This window comes from Amycolatopsis sp. NPDC051716 (genome assembly GCF_040681595.1).
In the GTDB taxonomy this organism is placed as follows: Bacteria; Actinomycetota; Actinomycetes; order Mycobacteriales; family Pseudonocardiaceae; genus Amycolatopsis.
The window spans coordinates 54,311-71,109 of sequence record NZ_JBFAZA010000035.1 but is presented as its reverse complement, the minus strand read 5'-3'; the positions used below and the strand labels follow the sequence as shown (position 1 = coordinate 71,109).

At 63.9% G+C, this 16,799-nt stretch carries 20 protein-coding genes; 15 read left to right on the top strand and 5 right to left on the bottom strand.

The window, feature by feature from the left end; genetic code table 11:
• The first annotated feature begins 219 nt into the window (after positions 1–219).
• Entirely contained in the window at positions 220–501 is a 282-nt protein-coding gene (locus AB0M30_RS36540; RefSeq protein ID WP_364593720.1) for a hypothetical protein, read from the top strand.
• Between the two features lie 1,023 nt (positions 502–1,524).
• Here the strand turns inward: AB0M30_RS36540 and AB0M30_RS36535 are convergent.
• Positions 1,525–1,725 (bottom strand): hypothetical protein, encoded by a 201-nt coding sequence (locus tag AB0M30_RS36535; RefSeq protein WP_364593718.1) that lies wholly within the window; start codon positions 1,723–1,725, stop codon positions 1,525–1,527.
• 401 nt (positions 1,726–2,126) lie between these two features.
• Here AB0M30_RS36535 and AB0M30_RS36530 point away from each other — a divergent pair, with 401 nt between their 5' ends.
• Together AB0M30_RS36530 and AB0M30_RS36525 are read left to right on the top strand one after the other, a co-directional pair.
• The gene (locus AB0M30_RS36530; RefSeq protein WP_364593715.1) at positions 2,127–2,357 is read left to right on the top strand and encodes a hypothetical protein; all 231 of its coding nucleotides are present in this window, start codon (positions 2,127–2,129) and stop codon (positions 2,355–2,357) included.
• Positions 2,358–2,571: 214 nt separating this feature from the next.
• Positions 2,572–3,033 carry an SLOG family protein gene (locus AB0M30_RS36525; protein WP_364593713.1) on the top strand — a complete coding sequence of 154 codons (462 nt, stop codon included), beginning with the start codon at positions 2,572–2,574 and terminating at the stop codon, positions 3,031–3,033.
• 108 nt (positions 3,034–3,141) lie between these two features.
• Here the strand turns inward: AB0M30_RS36525 and AB0M30_RS36520 are convergent, their stop codons facing one another.
• Both AB0M30_RS36520 and AB0M30_RS36515 read right to left on the bottom strand, forming a co-directional pair.
• On the bottom strand, positions 3,142–3,594 hold the full coding sequence (locus tag AB0M30_RS36520; protein WP_364593710.1) for a peptidoglycan-binding protein: 453 nt from the start codon (positions 3,592–3,594) through the stop codon (positions 3,142–3,144).
• Positions 3,595–3,665: 71 nt separating this feature from the next.
• Positions 3,666–5,285: a hypothetical protein gene (locus AB0M30_RS36515; RefSeq protein ID WP_364593707.1), complete on the bottom strand. Its 1,620-nt coding sequence runs from the start codon at positions 5,283–5,285 to the stop codon at positions 3,666–3,668.
• A 440-nt stretch (positions 5,286–5,725) separates the two neighbouring features.
• Here AB0M30_RS36515 and AB0M30_RS36510 point away from each other — a divergent pair, with 440 nt between their 5' ends.
• From AB0M30_RS36510 to AB0M30_RS36500, 3 genes are all read left to right on the top strand, one after another.
• Positions 5,726–6,196, top strand: coding sequence for a hypothetical protein (locus tag AB0M30_RS36510; RefSeq protein ID WP_364593704.1), 471 nt, complete (start codon positions 5,726–5,728; stop codon positions 6,194–6,196).
• Positions 6,181–6,936, top strand: coding sequence for a site-specific integrase (locus AB0M30_RS36505; RefSeq protein WP_364593701.1), 756 nt, complete (start codon positions 6,181–6,183; stop codon positions 6,934–6,936). The genes AB0M30_RS36510 and AB0M30_RS36505 overlap by 16 nt, the downstream gene beginning before the upstream one ends.
• 810 nt (positions 6,937–7,746) lie before the next feature.
• Positions 7,747–9,453, top strand: coding sequence for an AIPR family protein (locus tag AB0M30_RS36500; RefSeq protein WP_364593698.1), 1,707 nt, complete (start codon positions 7,747–7,749; stop codon positions 9,451–9,453).
• A gap of 9 nt (positions 9,454–9,462) precedes the next feature.
• Here AB0M30_RS36500 and AB0M30_RS36495 read toward each other — a convergent pair whose 3' ends face one another.
• Entirely contained in the window at positions 9,463–9,930 is a 468-nt protein-coding gene (locus AB0M30_RS36495; protein ID WP_364593695.1) for an NUDIX domain-containing protein, read from the bottom strand.
• Between the two features lie 8 nt (positions 9,931–9,938).
• On the bottom strand, positions 9,939–10,682 hold the full coding sequence (locus AB0M30_RS36490) for a DUF5919 domain-containing protein (RefSeq protein WP_364593692.1): 744 nt from the start codon (positions 10,680–10,682) through the stop codon (positions 9,939–9,941).
• Between the two features lie 236 nt (positions 10,683–10,918).
• On the opposite strand from AB0M30_RS36490, the gene AB0M30_RS36485 reads away from it, so the two are divergent.
• The 9 genes from AB0M30_RS36485 (at position 10,919) to AB0M30_RS36445 (ending at position 16,776) form a co-directional block, all read left to right on the top strand.
• Positions 10,919–11,143: a hypothetical protein gene (locus AB0M30_RS36485; RefSeq protein ID WP_364593690.1), complete on the top strand. Its 225-nt coding sequence runs from the start codon at positions 10,919–10,921 to the stop codon at positions 11,141–11,143.
• A gap of 22 nt (positions 11,144–11,165) precedes the next feature.
• Entirely contained in the window at positions 11,166–11,618 is a 453-nt protein-coding gene (locus tag AB0M30_RS36480) for a hypothetical protein (RefSeq protein ID WP_364593687.1), read from the top strand.
• Positions 11,619–11,864: 246 nt separating this feature from the next.
• Positions 11,865–12,131: a hypothetical protein gene (locus AB0M30_RS36475; RefSeq protein WP_364593684.1), complete on the top strand. Its 267-nt coding sequence runs from the start codon at positions 11,865–11,867 to the stop codon at positions 12,129–12,131.
• Positions 12,112–12,363: an AMED_5909 family protein gene (locus tag AB0M30_RS36470; protein ID WP_364593870.1), complete on the top strand. Its 252-nt coding sequence runs from the start codon at positions 12,112–12,114 to the stop codon at positions 12,361–12,363. The genes AB0M30_RS36475 and AB0M30_RS36470 overlap by 20 nt, the downstream gene beginning before the upstream one ends.
• A 335-nt stretch (positions 12,364–12,698) precedes the next feature.
• On the top strand, positions 12,699–14,252 hold the full coding sequence (locus AB0M30_RS36465; protein WP_364593867.1) for an FtsK/SpoIIIE domain-containing protein: 1,554 nt from the start codon (positions 12,699–12,701) through the stop codon (positions 14,250–14,252).
• Positions 14,249–14,635 (top strand): hypothetical protein, encoded by a 387-nt coding sequence (locus AB0M30_RS36460; RefSeq protein WP_364593681.1) that lies wholly within the window; start codon positions 14,249–14,251, stop codon positions 14,633–14,635. Before AB0M30_RS36465 ends, AB0M30_RS36460 begins: the two co-directional genes overlap by 4 nt.
• Positions 14,635–16,230: a replication initiator gene (locus AB0M30_RS36455; protein ID WP_364593678.1), complete on the top strand. Its 1,596-nt coding sequence runs from the start codon at positions 14,635–14,637 to the stop codon at positions 16,228–16,230. Before AB0M30_RS36460 ends, AB0M30_RS36455 begins: the two co-directional genes overlap by 1 nt.
• A 13-nt stretch (positions 16,231–16,243) precedes the next feature.
• Entirely contained in the window at positions 16,244–16,462 is a 219-nt protein-coding gene (locus AB0M30_RS36450) for a helix-turn-helix domain-containing protein (RefSeq protein ID WP_326949832.1), read from the top strand.
• Positions 16,463–16,569: 107 nt separating this feature from the next.
• Positions 16,570–16,776 (top strand): hypothetical protein, encoded by a 207-nt coding sequence (locus tag AB0M30_RS36445; protein ID WP_364593675.1) that lies wholly within the window; start codon positions 16,570–16,572, stop codon positions 16,774–16,776.
• Positions 16,777–16,799 lie beyond the last annotated feature (23 nt).

Genomic DNA, 16,799 nt, shown 5'->3' with positions numbered 1-16,799 from the left:
CATGTATTCCGTCGATCATCACGACTGATCGACATGTGCCGTGACCAGCTGATCCGGCGGCAGCACCAAAGGGGGGTTCGTGGTCATCTGCGGTCGCCTCGCGACCATTTGCGAGGCTAAAGCATGGGACGGGCGCCGTGTCAGAGCTGGACGGGCACGTAACGATCCGACGGTCGCCGAGGTGGAAGCATAACGCCGGGTTCGTTGAGGTCGACTCCCGTGTATGACGAGTTGGGCTGCACGGGCACTGCTGGCTACTGCCGTGAGCCTTGCTATGGCCGCGTGTGGCCGGCCTCCAACGCCGCCGCCCGTTCTCTCGGTGATGCCTCAGGCGTCGTCGAGTCCGCCAACGACACAAACGCCGCCAACCCCTCCTTCGACGTCACCGACGCCATCCGCGCCGACGACATCGGCAACAAGCACTCCACCGAGATCTACTACGAAGCGGTCGAGTTCCTCCAACGGGCCAGGCTGTGGGCAGCGGGCTGTTGCTGCGGGTAACTACAACCCCAAATGCCACGAGTATCAGGGGTAGCTCGATCCTGGAGGATCAGGCCGGCAGAAGACGTCGGGCGATCTACAACACGAGTATGGGTGCCAGCAGGGCTACATACCGAAGGACGAGTGTTGACCGAAGGTCCCTTTGCACTTACTCGCTACCCAGCGGCCAGCGCACGAGGAGGCGGCTCGGTCGATGCCCAGGAGAAACTTGGTCTTTGATTACGGTCCTTCGTCGTCGTTCACTGGTGCCATGTGGGCAGAATGTGGGCTGTCGACGTCTTGGACGCTTTGCAAGCTCAGCTGCGCTCGCCGCGCTCGGCGACGGCGGTGGACTACTGGCCAGAGGCGAGTAATGTACTGGAAAGTCGAAGACTTACTATTAGATGTATGCAAATCTTTTCGGACGCGATGCCGTAATTCAATTTCGATACTGAGTGACATCTTGGCTACGAATTCCCATTCGCTCTGGTCAACGGTGTTTTTGTAGTCCAGTTGCATCAAAAGATCCTGCTGTCGACTACGGATTCCGTGTCGGATTCCCCTGAGCAAAAACGGCTGCATCTCATCGCCGGCAACCAATTCGGCCTTCGTCAAGGCTAGGTCCGTCTTGGCAAAGTTATCGCTCCACTGCCTGAGTTGTTGCCTGATGCGCGGGTGGTCGGGTGGTCGGGTGGCGGTGGTTTGAAGTCGTGAAGATCTAGATCGGCTTTTATTAGGGCAAAAGCCTCGAAAGACAAGCTCAGAGGTTCGATTAGGTCGGCGTACGCTTTTAGGCGTTGGTCTCGGAGCCAGCCGCTCGTTTCGCGTCGATCGGTGAGTCTCGAACCTATCGCGACGCCCAGCAACGCCGCTATCGGTGCCAGCAGAGCTGACAGGGCGGTGATCCAATTCAAAGAACCCTGTCCTCCTCGTGGCGGCTCTGGATGCTGAGCATCCTACAAGTGGGTGGCCTCCTCGCCATCTCGTCGGCCCGGCAGCGCCCGATCGCGCCGGGCCAAGGGGTGCCGGAGGTGGGCTGTCGGACTACGTGTCGCCTTCGCCGTCCTTGGGGCTGGCGAAGCGTCGCAAGGTCATGATGAGGTCGTTGATGGCGTCCGGGTCGATCAATAGCTCGATCGTCTCCTCCTGGTCGCCGCCGAGAGCCTGGGTGTTGATCGTGAAGTACTGGAGGAACTTCCCCGCATGGACGTACGTCCCGTCATCTTCGCGCCGGTTCCGGTCCATACCCGAAGTTTCCTGGCATAAAGGTCTTCGCCCATGACTATGGCTTTCGGGGCGTGCCTCATGACCGGGTCGGTGTAGTCGGTGCCGTCCATGGCCCAGGGCTCACCTGCGTCGATCGCTGCCTTATGGGCAGAGCAGACGACCGTCTCACGGCTGAAGCCCCGGGGTGGGGAGATCGTAAGAATTTCCTGTGCGGGTAATTGGCACCTCAAAACGACGCACTGCGCTGAACTGGTCATGATGATCCTTTCTTGACCTCCTCGGAGGTCGCATGGCAGGGCGCACCCGTTACAGGCCGACTTGCTTTGACTCACCAGTGGGTGCCTTTCGGCATCTCGTCGACCTGGCGCAGCCCAATCACGCCATGTCAAGGGAGCAGTTCCGGGCTTACTGTCGCGCGCTTGCTCGGCTGCCCCCTTGACGCCGCTCGCCCTACGGGCAGCGAAAACCGGACCAGCAAGCAAATCGCCCGTTCCGTACCCGACAGTTGGGTCGAGACCAACGTCGTCGAAGCCGGCAGCGAGGTCGAAGAGGCGTACCGCATGGTGCTCGACGCCACCGACGAGATCAGCGCCCAGCGCGACGCAACCCGGGTGCAGACCGACGACGACGCAGACACCGACTGCCTTTGAACCCGCCCGCCGGGCGGGGGCTGACATCGCTTCCGCCCGGCGCGATCACCGTCCAGATCAGACAGGAGACGCGCGATGGCCAAGCCGAAGAGGACCCGCGAGCAGTCCGAGACGCCCGCCGCGTCACCTGCAGCGGTCCGGGGACCGCGGTGTTGACCGTGATCGAGGCTGCCCGTGTCAGCGAGCAGATCAGCGCGGCCGTCGAGGTGTTCCTGTGGGAGACGCGATGACCGGCCGGCCGCGCGTGTTGGTCACCGGGTCGCGGACGTTTATCGACGCGGTTGCGATCCGGGACGCTCTCGCCGGCGTCTGGCAGAAGTTCCCGGGCGCAGTCCTAGTGTCGGGCGCCTGCGGACACGGCGCGGACCTGCTGGCCGAACAATGCTGGACCCACTGGGGCGGGGACGTGGAACGGTGGCCGGCCGACTGGCGCGGCCCGTGCGCCACCAGCTGCCCGCCTGGGCACCGCCGCCAGGGCCAGCGCGGAGCGTCGTTCTGCCCGGCCGCCGGGATGGTCCGCAACGCTGCCATGGCCGCCGCTGGCGCCGACATCTGCCTCGCGTTCATCCGCGACCGCTCCCGCGGCGCCACCTACTGCGCCACCACGGCCCAGCGGGCCGGGATCCCCGCCGAGATCCACCGCTACCGCACCGACGACGACCACCTCACCTACTGACCGCTTTGGAGGAAGCCGTGTCGCAGTACTTGCAGGCTGATAGACACCTTCCGATGTGTTGGGCAACTCGTGGTTACGTCCCAAAGAGTCGAGAGGCGCCTGTTGGCTTCAGCCCATCAGAGGCCATATTTGAGCCCCGCAGATGCCGTCGACGACAATTTCTGGGGCACCCGTCTGCTGGTATTGCTTGAGCGCTGCGGTTGTTTTCGGACCAAAAACGCCATTAATCGGGCCGGGATCATATCCCTGGCGGCGCAAGCATCGCTGGAGCAACGCCACGGCTCCGCCCGACGATCCCTCTCTGATTACGGGTATCCCCTGCAAAGTTTCTGCTGGGAGCGCATTCCACGTCGCGGGTCCGACGATGCCGTCGGCAGTAAGATCCCGCGCGGCCTGAAAATTCCTTACCGCTGTGACTGTTGCAGCAGTAAATCCGCCGTTAACAGGGCCGCCGTAGAAACCCTCTCTCTGGAGCACTCTTTGAAGAAGCTCCACGATACTGTTTGGCCCTGGCCGCTCGATGCCTGGTATTCCCCCAGGAAGAGTGTGGTAGGGGAGCATCTCTCCTCCATGCTCGCAGTTACGGGTGTTACGAGGATGCCACGGAAGACAGCGGGTCGCATGTCGGCGGATCAGGTCTTTCGGACGGCTCCGGTGAAGCCTGCGACGAACAGGGTGGCGAAGGCCCAAGCCAGCAGGCGTAAAGCCCAACTGGTGGCAGTGAGGACCTGACCGGTGACGGAGTCGGTGGTGTCGCAGCGTGCACGGGCGCCAGTGTTTATCAGCGGGGCGGCGAGGTCGAGGCCCACTCCGACTTGTTCGACGACGGTGCATCCGGTCGGCGTGGGTCTGGGTGGAGTACGGGTCTGGACGAGGCCACCGTGGTTGCCAAGATTGATGGCGAGGATGACGGCGGTGACGATGGCGGCAAGCAGGCCGAGGAGAGCTCGCCAAGGCTGATAGCCGTAGCCGAGAGTCAGTCCGGTAAGTCGGGCCCAGATCCGTGCGGAGCGTCCGGTGAGCGCTCTACGGCGGACCTGGTCGCGCCGTTGGGCAATGAGGATGCGTCGGGCTTGGCTGTCATGGCCAGCGACGCGGTGCGCAGCTGCGAGGTGCTGGTAAGGCTGAGCCGAGTATTTGGGTGTGCCCTCACGCAGAAGATTTAGCCACTCGTTGGTGGAAATCCCCACCGGCAAGCCGGCGTAGGTCAGGCCGTCCAGTTGGAGCCGGGCATGAGGATCGGTGCTGTGTTCTAACCGTTCTGGGTCGAATATCAAGCCTCCGCCGATCTCCGTGTGGGAAAGGTCGAGGACGGCGTAGCTGCCAGAACCGACTGCCTCGAACCCATGTCGGATTAACACGTGTTGGTCTACATGCAGGCCGTCGGCGTAGAGGGCGGGGCCGGAGTCGTTGCTCAGACGCGCACCATCGCATTCTAAGTGGCCCAGGTGGGCACCGAGTAGTCGGATTCCGCCGATTTCGCTCGAGGCGGAGCTTTCGAACCCGCCACGTAGGAACACCCCCTGCTTCGCGTGTAGACCGTCGCCGACGAGGGTGGGGCCTGAATCATTGTGTAGCTTTGCGCCATCGCACGAAAGGAAGGCGACGTCGGCGTGGAGCAAGCTGACGGTACTGTATGAAGCGGTAGATGCGATAGCCGTGAATCCACCCATAAGAGTTACACCGTGCTCTACGTGCAGATTGTCGGCATACAGAGCCGGGCCGGAGTCGTTGCTCAGGTGTGCACCATCACAGTCGAGCTCGCCGATATGGGCACCAAGCAGGTTCACGGCACCCGCATCGCAGCTGGCCGTAACGGTTGCGCCCATGAGAACAAGCGTCGGAACGTTTAGCATGTTCGCGTCCAACGCGGACACTGTGGAATGGGCCAGATGACATCCCGCCAGGTGAAGGACGTGAAGGGTGGCACCGCGAGCGGTCACGCCGGCCGGCAACAGGCAGTCGCGAAGCTTGATCGCCACGGAGCTGATGATGTTTTCAAGGTCGAGCCGACCTTCGATACGGGCTCCGCGAAGCTGTACGCCATGCGGGTCAGGGTTAGCCGCGAGGCGGCCGAGTACGATCTCGCGGATCACCACAGCGCGCACGGTGTGTGAGTCGTCCCAGGAGCGCATGGCCGGTTCATCGACTGGCTGGTCACCGACCAGGTCGAGCCATTCACCGCGCTCGACGTGGCCTACGAGCCGCCGTTCGGTCGGGTTTAGGATCAAGTCGTCGTCAGTTTCGCCCATTGCGCCCCCTTGCGACGTCGTCGCCGTCGTCAGCGGTGAATCTGACGGCCAATCCATCTAGCTAGTCGTTGATAGGGTCCTCGACGCTACCGTCTCCAGGAGTTAACGGTAGACGTCTGTCCGGTGGCGGTGCGGCACCGCGAGACAACTCCGGGCGTGCGTCACGCGAGGCTGTCAAGTTGATCAATGGCAGTCACGACGACTGCGAACGTCGATCGTTGGGTGCATCAGAGCCAGTTCAAGCGCGGCAGTTGGTGGCGACGTGGCGCGCGCAGCGCAGGGTGCGTCCCGATGCCGGCGCCACGCTGGGCACGTTATTGACGTGCTTATTCGTGTTTTATGTGAGCAATGTGCGAAATATGGGAGTGTCGCAATTTGCGCAGCGAAAGAAAATGTAAATTGCGGCAGTCAAGGGGTTCAATGTGCCGTACTCTGCCCTTATGGTCGCAAGAAAGAAGAAACGTCGGACACCTTCGATGGGTGTATCGCTCGCAACTGACGTCGAATTTCGAGCCGGACGGCCGAAGCCCTACTGGGCGAGGGTTCGTTGGGTCGACCCGGAGACGGGCGATTACCCGTCGATCTCCGAGCCTCACGCGACCAGGAACGCCGCCGATGACTGGATCGTCTGCATGGAACGGGCCGCCGCGAGCGGTGTCGATCCGGCAATGGCCGAAATGGCGCTCGGTGAGTACGGCGACCACAACCTGTCCGTCGCCATCCGGGGACTCGCTGCGAAGACGACCGACCCGTACCTCGCGGGCTGGCGTAAGCGTGTCAAGCCAGCGCTTGGGCATCTACCCGTGCGAATGGTCACCTATGGTGCAGTTGATCGCGCGGCAATGGTTGGATTGCTGACGGGTGCAGCAAATCCACGATCAAGAATAGCCTTGCCATGCTGGTTCGCGTGATGGAGCAGGCGTACCGCGACGAACTCATCACCCGTAACCCGGTTCGGATCAGCGGATGGCAACGCGAATTTCAGCTTGCCGAGGATGAGCTCGATGACCCGCGATCACTGGCGCTTCCGGACTGGGACACGCTCGTGCGGCTTGCGTCGGCGTTGGTTGCCCGTTCGGCGAATCAGTTTGCCGGCTGGGGCAACATCGTTACATTCACGGCCTCTACCGCGGCACGGATCGGTGAGGTGTCTGGTGTTCGAGTGTGCGACATCGATCGGGACACCTGGATTTGGAAGGTGCGCAGGCAGACGCCCACTGCTCCAGGAGGGCTCATCGATAAGGCCACGAAGGGCAGGCGCTTGCGAGACGTGCCGCTGATCGAGGAAGTGCGGCCCTTGGTTGCAAGCCTTCTGGCTGCTGTCGGTTTAGATCCGATGGCGCGGCTGTTCACTGGACTGCGCGGCGGTCGGGTCACGACGGCGATTCTTCGCGACGCGACCCACTGGGACGAGATCGTCGGCAAGCTCGGGTTCGAGCATCTCCGTCGACACGATCTCCGGCACACCGGACTCACGTGGATGGCGGACGCCGGCGTGCCCGTACATGTTCTGCGCAAGATCGCCGGGCATGGATCGTTGACGACCACTCAGCAATATCTGCACCCAGACCTCCGATCGGTGATGGACGCCGGCGAGCTACTGACCAAGCACCTGTCAGCGCCCCGACGGCCGCAGTTGCGCGCGATCTGACCGCAGTAGACAGCGGCAGCCGGAATCTGTCCCCAATCTGTCCCCGGTTGGTCAAGCGCGAGATCAACTTCCATCGTCTCTGGTGATCATGACAAAGGGCCCGTGAGCAGCGGTTATGCTCCTCACGGGCCCTTCAAGTGCGTCCGTCGGGCTGACAGGATTTGAACCTGCGACCCCTTGACCCCCAGGACGGGGGAGTCGGGGTCTACGCAGCTCACGGCACGTGCGCTTGATCAACTGGCGTGTCGCGAACACCTGGTCGTTCATCGGTGTGCATGACGTGTGGTCCCCGACTGGTCCCCGAGGTCGAGCTGGTCGTTGGCGTGTCGGTCGCTTGTTTGCGCTCGCTGGCGTACACGCCGGACGACGTGGTGGACCCCGCCACAACCTGCCCTGCATCCCGATATGAAGCCAGCACGCGGCCGGTGGTGCCGGGTCAAGACACGCTTCATCGTCTTGACGCGGTGCTACCGGCCGTTGTCACGATCAGGCGTCGGGATGGAGGTCTCCCGCGACGGGCGTAACAGAGATCGACTCACGAACGACCCGAATGTCAGACCGCTTGTAGTTCGTCGAGGAGGCCAACGTTGTCACAGGGGAGGGGTGCGGTGCCGCTGCGCGGCGCTGCGTCAGGTGACCCGCTGGCGGCCGTACCGCCCGGCCGGCGGGCGAAGCGGAGCGGCAGCCCGCCGTGTCGGACGCGGATGCGGCCGCCAAGGCGAGGGGCTACATAGGCGACAGGCGCGCCGCGCAGCGGCGGCGCGCCCTTGATCCCATAGAGCCAAGTTCGGCAACTAATGGAGCCTTAAGATGAATCCCCTCGTGCAGGGCCTGTTCAACAAGTTCAAACAGTCGGAGGAGCTTGAATCTCTCAGCGATTCCGACGCATTCGAACTTTTTGCTGCCAGCATCCTTCTTCCCGACTACCTTCTTTCACAGGCTGAACGAACCGACTTTTTGCTGGACCCTGGAGCAATCGGTGTAGATGTAGTCGCTCTAGAGGTCAACAGTCAACTCGTTTGGGATAAGACCGACGCGAGCGAGATTTGTGACGGTACTAACAGGCTCGAAGTGTCATTGCATCTGATTCAGGCGAAGAAGTCGGCCGGCGTCTCTTCATCTGAAATATTGAACTTTGGCGACGCTGCCTTGAAGATCTTGAACAACTCGGTCGATAGTGCATTCCAGAGGCTAGTGAGTGTTGCAGGTGCCTTGTCTTATATCTTCGAAAATCACGCTGCAAAGCTGAAGTCGCCGCCTGCGGTCGCCCTACATTTCACAACCACTGCGCCAAGGGTGGCTGTGGAGGACTCGACTGTCGTGGATCGGGTCGAGACGGTCCGGGGGCAGATCTCATCACTTGGGTTCGTGGGTAGAGTCTCTGTGCGCGTCCATGGAGCGGACGACTTGCATGACCTTTGGACCAAGAAAAATGTGTCTAACGAGGTTGAGATCCAGCTGGAAAAGTCGGTAAATCTTCCTAAGATGCAGGGTGTCACGCAAGGGATAATCGGCGTGGTCTCCGTCTCGGAGTTGTTGAGACTGGTTGAGAATGACGAAGGAAGCCTTGATGAGCGCGTTTTCTACGATAACGTACGCGGGTTTCAAGGGACTGGCAACTCAGTAAATAAGCAGATCATCTCCACGCTTGCCTCGGATGATCGAAACCTTCTCCCTGTTCTCAACAACGGCGTCACTGTCGTTGCGTCATCGTATTTCCCCAAGCCGGGTGATGCGATGTCTCTTTCTGGATATCAGATCGTCAATGGTGGCCAGACTAGTCATTGTGCATACTTGTCTAAGGAGCACCTGGGAGACAACGCCGACTCGACCTATGTTCCCATCCGTATAGTTGTCACTGAAGATGCTGATATAGCAACTAAGATCACGCAGGCAACAAACTCTCAGACTGAGGTTAAAGAAAACGATCTAGTTGCTTTAAATAAGTTTCAAAAGCGATTAGAGGACTTCTATCGGATCGACACCGAAGGTGTCAGTCTGACGTACGAACGCAGGTCGGGGCAATTTTTCGGTCGAGAAGTAACAAAAACTCGACTGGTTTCTATTAGTGACCAAATGCGAGCTTTGTCGGCGGTGTTTCTGGACTCGCCGCATGTAGCGGCCCGCTATCCTAAGCAGCTTTACAACGAAGTTGGTTCTAGGATTTTTCAGGATGACCACAAACTTATTCCGTATGTCGCTAGCGCATTTGCGGCCTACAAACTTGAAAACGCGTTTAGGACGGTCTTGGAGGCTTTCTACAAGCCCGCCAGGTATCATATTCTAATGGTTTATGCATACCAAGCGCTTGGACACAAGGCTGCTCCCTTGAAGAGTGCAAAGGTTGAAGAGGACTCGCGGAAGCTGATAGCGGCACTGAAGCGTCCGGATCAGGTCTCTTACTTCCGGCAAGCGGCAGCGGTCGTTGTCGAAGTTGCAGGCGGTAACCTGCGCTCCTCTGATCAGTTGAAGCGCTCTCAGCTTACCTTAGACTTGTTGAAGAAGTTCAATGCTTGACGTCGGCGGCTACGTGAAGAAAGGGTCTCCCGCTTCGAGTCCATGATTAATTCTTAGCCTGATTGCTTGGTGAACTTCGAGGTCGTTCACGTCATCTGGGTGAACCCAGATGACCTCACTGCTCTCCAGGCTGGTTTGCGGATCCCCGGAAATGGCCGAGGCTCGAAAACAGATGGAGAACTCTTGCCTTACCTCGCCGTCGTCGTAGGCGATGACGTGCTTGGGGTCTGAGTACAGGCCGATGACCCCCGTGACCTCACACTCAATGCCGGTCTCCTCGCGAACCTCCCGGACTGCAGCTTCGGCTAGGGTCTCGCCGAGCTCAAGCTGGCCGCCGGGGATCGAGTACAGATCGTTGTCAGTGCGCCTAATCATCAAGATCCGGCCTTCGTCGTCCTGAATGAATGCGGACACTGCCACTGCGATGCTGTTGGCCTTGGGTGCGTTCGGGTCGTTGTAGTAGTCGACTCGGGTCATGCTGCCTCCTAGAAGGTGGCCGGCTTGGCGAGGTTCCAGACTGACTCGAAGCTCTCCGAGTAGGTCTCGAAGAGGTCCCCGGCGGACAGTCTCCGCAGGTGGAGGGACGGGGCGTGGGCTCCCTGAAACCCGTACACGTGCGTGTTAATGATCATCTCGTCGTCGAACCGGAAGATCGAGTTGTAGAGCGTCGTGTTGTGGAACCGCATCTCCACACCGTCGACGCCGATCAGTGGCCGGTAGAACGCCAGGGCGTTGCGGATGCGCGCTGCAAGCGTCCCGTCGCCTAGCTGCTCTTCCTCGCCGCGCAGTGCGACGCTGTCCCCCTCGGGGTCTCCGAATACGAGCCGGATCTTCGCCCCGGCCGCTGCCTTGGCTGCCAGGTCCTTGATGAACCGCGGGCGTTCCACCAGGAACAACGCCGCGTGTACCAGGATCTCGACGGTCTCCGATGCGTCCTTGATCAGTCGGTCCCACAGCTCGACGGGGACGGCGTTGCGGTGCGGGAAGACCTGCACAAGCTCGGCGGCGGCCGTCTCGGCCTTGCGCTCGGGAGCCACGGAGTCCGGCCACAGGTAGGTCTCTGACTCGCGCGCCATGGCGGCGATCTTGTGCCGGTGCTTGGGGTAGGGCGTCCGGTTCTTGGTGATCCAGCGCTCGACGGTCTTCTGATCGACGCCGACGGCCTTAGCGACCTGCTCCAGCGTCAGGCCGTTGCGCAGCAGCGCGTCACGCAGGCGTTCGTTCGGCATCGGCACCCCTCGGGACGTGTAGGGACGTCTTCGACGGTACCAGGGACGTCCCGAGATGTCCCGCCACGTGGTGATCACGTCCCGCGTTTTGGCGGAGATTGAGTGTCAGGTTGCCGGGGCAGGCCCGGTGCCAGGACACCGAGGAGGAACGCGTGACCACTGAAGCGACTGTCCGGCTGGCTGGCTTGGACAAGCGGGCGGTCCCTCGCCGACGTGCGGCGTAGGCGCGGCGTGGCATGCGCGACACGGTTCAGATCCACGTCACGGCTGATCTGCCGATTCGTGTCCGGGCGCTGACGTACGCAAACCGCGCGGAAGTCCGGTTCGGCAAGGCGTTCCCGGTGGTCCTGCTCGTGGACTCCGACGCCATCGCCGTACTGCGGAGGGAACTGGACGAGGTGAGCGCGGTACTGGACGCCGCAGCGGCACGAGGCGGAGAGCCGCCAGAAGTAACCGACTAACAGACGACACAAGGGATTCAGCATGGCTATCGACAAGGGACACCGGTTCGGCATCGACTTCGACGACGCGTTTCCGCAGGGCTTGGTGATGGTGGGCGAGGTGTCGCCGGACAACGAGTACCAGTCGCGTGAGGACCGGGCCGCGAACCGTCCTGTGCGGCAGCGGGTGGACGAGGTGACGGGTAAGCGGCAGTGGAAGGTGATGGTCACCGACCCGGCGGAGACGCGGGCGAAGCGGGCGTCGTTCGAGATCAGCCTTCTCGCCGACGTGCAGCCGGTGCCGACCACCTCGGAGGCGCTGCCCGGGATGCGGCCGATCGAGCTGGACGGCCTGACGGCGGAACCGCGTGTGGCGGGGCAGGGTGAGTTCAAGTACCAGTCCTACGTGTTCCGTGCGACCGGGTTCAAGCAGGCCACCGGCAACGCGAAGCCGTCTCGGTCGGGTGGGTCCGGTGAGACGGCGAAGGCGGCGTGACAGGCATGGGCTTCCGCGAGCGGGTCGAGGCGTGGGAGCAGGCGTATCGGGACTACATGGCCGCGTGGGAGCACGGCCGTGCGGTGTTGTCGCCGGTGAGTGCGGCGAACACGGCGAATGCTGCTCGGCGGGTGTCGCGGGCGTGGCAGGAGCTGGCGCAGGTGCGCGGGTTGCCGTGGTGGTGTGTGGCGGCGCTGGAGTCGGCGGCCGAGGGGTTCGCCGACTTGGCCCGGGAGTGGGAACAGCATGACGGCGACGTGGGACGGGCTGGGGCTGCGCTGGACGGTGGGCGCGGGTACCGAGGTGACGGTGGAGGAGACCGGGACGGGCGCGTCACATCCGCCGGTCCTGGTGCTGGCGGGTGGGCTGTGCGTGGTGACGCTGGTGCCGCCGGAGGACCAGACGGCCTGGGCGGGGTGCGCGGTGTTCCTGCGCCGACTCCGCGACCACGCCGAGGACCTGGCGGCCCTGCTGGAAGCCCGCGCGGAGAGGACTGACCGTGCGCAGGACTGAGCCGAAGACGCTGCGGGACGCCCACGAAGTCGTGATGGACCGCCGGCCACCCAACGACGCGAACCCGGCGGTGTGGCTGGCGTTCCGCCTCGGCAACGCGCGGCTGTACAAGGCGGTCGCCGACGTCGACCGGGGTCATCACCACGAGGCGCTGTACTGGGCCGGATACGAGGAGCGGAAGGCGGGTGAGATCTCGGCGGAACTTCAGGCGGAAGGGACGCCTACTGAGTAGTCCCATGTAGACGACCGAAAAGTCAACAGTATTAGCGAAAAGCGCGCGCTCCGGCGTGCGGTGATGAAGCACGTCCTGTTGCGGGTGCGTGTGATCCGTTAAGGCGCAGAAGCGGAACCTGGCTACCAACCTTGCCGCTCCTGCGCTGTCCACAACCAGCGGAAGTGAACAATGACAACGCTAAACGACGACAACCGGCGAGCGTCAACGGGGGTCACCCGAACGCGCTGCGCCTCCTGCAAACGCTTCGCCAAACTCCTGCCCGGTGAGACCAAGTGCGCGCCCTGCTTGGGAATGCTGCAGCTGGATCTCGACGTGAAGCGGGGTGGTCGGTGATGTCTCCCGGCTTCGCAATAGTGGCCCTGGCCGGGCTGGGGCTCGGTGTGTGGGTGCTGCACAAGGTCGGCCGCGCCTTGGCTTCGATCCTGGAAGCCTTGGCTGCGGCGGCCGTGGTGTTCGTGGCCCTGTGGTGGCTGTGGAAGGCGGTCGTGTGGATGCTTGCGCAGGTTGTGACGCGCTGGCGGACCAGCCTCGCCATCGTCGCGGTCTACGGCTGGTGTGAGCTGGTCGGCTGGCTGTCGCTGGCGATCACTCTTGGCAGCGTCGCGGTGGTCCTGGCGATGTGGTGGATGATCGACGCGGTCTCGTTTGACCAGTGGTGCTGGCGGTTCCTGCGCTCCTGGTGGGCTCGCTGGGCCGTGTACGGGCGGAAGCTTCCGGAGTGGCTACACGCCTGCGGCCTGTCGGCGCGGGACGAGGCGCTGCCGGTGGTGGTGAACGTGAATCTCGTCGGCCGTCGACGCGCGCTGTCCCGCTCGACCTCGACCCGCTCCGGCACGCGATTGCCCAAGGTGCTCGGCGTCCGCTCCGGTGCCTCGTGGGATGAGGTGCGGGTGGAGCTGGTGGCCGGGCAGAAGCCGGAGGACTTCGACGATGCCGCCCGTGCGCTGGCTGTCGCGCGGAAGGTTGCTCGTTGTCAGGTTCGCGAGCTGGCCCCCAACGTCGTGTCGATCGACTTCCAGCGGCGTGACCTCCTTGGCGGCGGGGTGGCCGGCCCCCAGGTTCCGGACGGCGTCGACTCGACCGGCGTGGACCTGCGCAACGTCTGGGCGGGTCGGACCGAGTACGGGCGTGACTGGCGGGTGCCCCTGCTGGGTTCCGGTGCGCACTGCCTGACCGCTGGTGCCTCGGGTGCGGGCAAGAACTCGGTGATGTGGTGCCCGCTCGTGGCCGCCGCGACGGCGATCCGGGCTGGGGTGGTGCGGATGTCCGGGATCGACCCGAAGGGCATGGAACTGGCCTACGGGCGCGGAATCTTCTCCCGCTACGCCGTCGGCGGCAAGGACGCGGTCGAGCTGCTCGACGGCCTGGTGGAGGAGATGGAATCACGCAAGCGCGCCTTCGCCGGTCGGCTCCGGACCATTCCGGTTTCGACGGAGTATCCGTTGGAGCTGCTGGAGTTCGACGAGATCGGCGCGCTGACCAAGTACACCGACCGCAAGACCCGTGAGGCCATTGTGGAACGCGTCGCCCTGCTCACCACTCAAGGCCGGGCACTGGGGATCTCGGTCCGCGGTTACGTCCAGGAGCCCACTAAGGACACCGTTCCCGTGCGGGAGCTGTTCACCCGCAGGGTATGCCTGCGGGTCACCTCGAAGACGCACGTGGGCATGGTCCTGGGCGACGGCGCGTACGAGCGCGGGGCGTGGGCGAACCGCATCGGCGACTCGGAGGCCGGCGTGGGCTACGTGTGGGGCGAAGGCATCCGCGAACCGTTGCGCATCCGGGCCGGGTGGGTCTCCGACTCCACGGTCAAGGCGCTGGAGACGTACGTGACCAATGGGGGTGTCGCGGATCTGCGACACGGCGGTGAGGGGGTGGCGGCGTGAACCGGCTGATGATCTTCCTCGACGCCATCCGCGACCACCTCGACTCGCACCAGCTACCGCCGGCCGCGTCGGTTGACGTCAATGCCTGGTTGAGCCCGATCACTGTTCAGCTCGACGTGGACGGGCTGCCCGAAGTGTCGCGGGCGTTGCTGGTGTGGACGCAGACGCTCGAGGACGTCTCGGCTCGGCTGTGGCGGCTGGTCGACGGGACGCAGGTGCACTTGTCGATCACTGGCCGGACGCCGTGCGGCATCCCGGTCTTGGTGTTCGGCCTGGTGCGGTTCGAGCCGAGCACGTTCCCGGATCTCCCGGCCGGAGCGAAGCAGGACATGCCCGTCAACCTGCTGCGCGGCTGGTCGGCGCCCGGGGAGGTGGCGGCCTGATGAGCGAGACACGCGCAGAGCGGATGCGGACACCGCTGGCTGCCGACGTGATCCGGGCGACGGCGGAGAAGCACGGCGTCTGCGTCCGCCCGTTCACGATGGAGGTTGGGGACACCACTACCGGCGAGCTCCGCTACGTGCCAGTGCCGTGCGGGTCCACGGTGGAGTCGGTTTGCCTGCCGTGCGCGCGGAAGGCGAAGGCGCTGCGGCAGGTCCAGTGCCGCGAGGGCTGGCACATGACCGAGGAACCCATCCTCGCCGCCGAGCCACCCTCGGAGGATCACAAGGAACTGCTCACGTACCGCGCCGACCTCGTCGCGGCCTACCGGGAAGTGGTCGAGCATGACCAGGCGGAGGCCGAGGAACTGCGGGAGGAGATCGCCGGAGTTGACGTGGAACTTCGGCAACTCGGGATGCGGGGTCGGCTGCCCGCCCTCGACGTCCCGGCCAAACTGGCGGTGAAGCGGTCGACGAAGCGCAGGCAGGATGCGCCGAACCTGCCCCGGCGAAAGGTTGCGAAGACCACCGTCGGTCGGGAGTACGCCGGGAAGTTCCGGCCGTCCATGTTTGTGACGCTGACCTGCGATACCTACGGGCCGGTCCGCGGTGACGGTGCCCCGGTCGACCCGTCCCGGTACGACTACCGGCGGGCCGCCCGGGACGCGGTGCACTTCGCCGCACTGGTGGATCGGTGGTGGCAGAACCTCCGCCGGGTCGTCGGCTGGGACGCGCAGTACTTCGCCACTGTCGAGCCGCAGCGTCGGGCCGCGCCGCACCTGCATGCGGCGATCCGGGGCTCGGTGCCGCACGACGTGATCCGGCAGGTCACTGAGGCCACCTATCACCAGGTCTGGTGGCCGGCGCATGACGAGATCGTCTACGCCGATCGCCTGCCGGTCTGGGACGGCCCGGACACCGGCTTCGTTGACCCGGAGACGCGTGAGTCGCTGACCAGGTGGGGCGACGCGGTGGAGGCGGTCGAGCGTCCGGCGCACGTGGTCACGTTCGGCCGCCAGGTGCACTCGAAGGGCATCCTCGGCGGCACCGAAGAGGCCGGCCGTCACATTGGCTACCTGACGAAGTACCTCACCAAGTCCACGGGTGAGGTGGTCGAGGCGGATAGCGCGGCCCAGGCTGATCACCACGACCGGCTTCATGCCGAGCTGTCGGTCACGCCGTGTTCGCCGCGCTGCGCGGTCTGGCTGCTCTACGGCGTCCAGCCCAAGGGCGTCACAGGCAAGACCACGCCGGGGCACTGCAAGGGCCGGGCCCACCGCCGGACCACGCTCGGGCTGCCCGGCCGCCGGGTCCTGGTCTCTCGGAAGTGGTCGGGCAAGACGCTCGTGGACCACAAGGCCGACCGGCGGGCATTCGTGCTCCAGGCGCTCGCGGCGGTCGGGATCGAGAAGCCGGAGGTGGACCGGTCTCAGCAGGTCTGGCGGAAGGTCGAGCCTGGAGACCCGCAGGTGCCGCCTCGCCCGCACTTGGTGATGCGCGCGATCGCGGAACGGATCACGTGGAAGGCCGAGTACGACCGGGCGCTACTGGCGGTGGAGAGACCTCCAGAAACTTCGGCAGCCGAGCTCGCGGCCTAAGAGGGGAGTGGACATGGAACTGCGACTGGTGGATGGGCGGTGGCTCACGACCGAGGAGTTGGGTGCTCTGCTCGGCGTTGATCCTTCGACGGTGCGGAGGTGGCGAACGTCCCGGCCGCCGCAGGGACCGCCCTTCGTTCAGCTCTCCGAGCGGGTGACCGTGTATAGCGCGTCGGACATCGAAGCGTGGCTACGGAGCAGGCGCGTTGATCCAGGTCAGGCGGCCGCGTGATGGCCGGCGAAGTGCGGCTGCCGCTCGGCGTCTCGTTGTCGTCTGATGTCGAGTACCGGCCTGGGCGGGCGAGTCCGTACCGCGGTCGGGTGCGGTGGGTCGACCCGGTGACGAAGAGGCGTCCGAGCAAGTCGGAGGCGTTCGCGTCCGAGGACGAGGCTCGCGACTGGATCACCCGAATGGAGCGTGCCGCTGCTCAGGGCGTCGACCCGAACACGGCGACGATGAAGCTGGCTGACTACGGGACGACGAACATGACGTTCGCTCTGCGTGGGCTGGAGGCCAAGACCACCGATCCGTACTTGGCTGGCTGACGGAAGCGGGTTGTCCCGACGCT

Coding starts and splice junctions, on each gene's coding strand:
- AB0M30_RS36535 (WP_364593718.1), bottom strand. CDS start 1,725: ATGGACCGGAACCGGCGCGAAGATGACGGGACGTACGTCCATGCGGGG.
- AB0M30_RS36520 (WP_364593710.1), bottom strand. CDS start 3,594: ATGCTCCCCTACCACACTCTTCCTGGGGGAATACCAGGCATCGAGCGG.
- AB0M30_RS36515 (WP_364593707.1), bottom strand. CDS start 5,285: ATGGGCGAAACTGACGACGACTTGATCCTAAACCCGACCGAACGGCGG.
- AB0M30_RS36510 (WP_364593704.1), top strand. CDS start 5,726: ATGGTCGCAAGAAAGAAGAAACGTCGGACACCTTCGATGGGTGTATCG.
- AB0M30_RS36505 (WP_364593701.1), top strand. CDS start 6,181: ATGCTGGTTCGCGTGATGGAGCAGGCGTACCGCGACGAACTCATCACC.
- AB0M30_RS36500 (WP_364593698.1), top strand. CDS start 7,747: ATGAATCCCCTCGTGCAGGGCCTGTTCAACAAGTTCAAACAGTCGGAG.
- AB0M30_RS36495 (WP_364593695.1), bottom strand. CDS start 9,930: ATGACCCGAGTCGACTACTACAACGACCCGAACGCACCCAAGGCCAAC.
- AB0M30_RS36490 (WP_364593692.1), bottom strand. CDS start 10,682: ATGCCGAACGAACGCCTGCGTGACGCGCTGCTGCGCAACGGCCTGACG.
- AB0M30_RS36485 (WP_364593690.1), top strand. CDS start 10,919: ATGCGCGACACGGTTCAGATCCACGTCACGGCTGATCTGCCGATTCGT.
- AB0M30_RS36480 (WP_364593687.1), top strand. CDS start 11,166: ATGGCTATCGACAAGGGACACCGGTTCGGCATCGACTTCGACGACGCG.
- AB0M30_RS36475 (WP_364593684.1), top strand. CDS start 11,865: ATGACGGCGACGTGGGACGGGCTGGGGCTGCGCTGGACGGTGGGCGCG.
- AB0M30_RS36465 (WP_364593867.1), top strand. CDS start 12,699: ATGTCTCCCGGCTTCGCAATAGTGGCCCTGGCCGGGCTGGGGCTCGGT.
- AB0M30_RS36455 (WP_364593678.1), top strand. CDS start 14,635: ATGAGCGAGACACGCGCAGAGCGGATGCGGACACCGCTGGCTGCCGAC.
- AB0M30_RS36450 (WP_326949832.1), top strand. CDS start 16,244: ATGGAACTGCGACTGGTGGATGGGCGGTGGCTCACGACCGAGGAGTTG.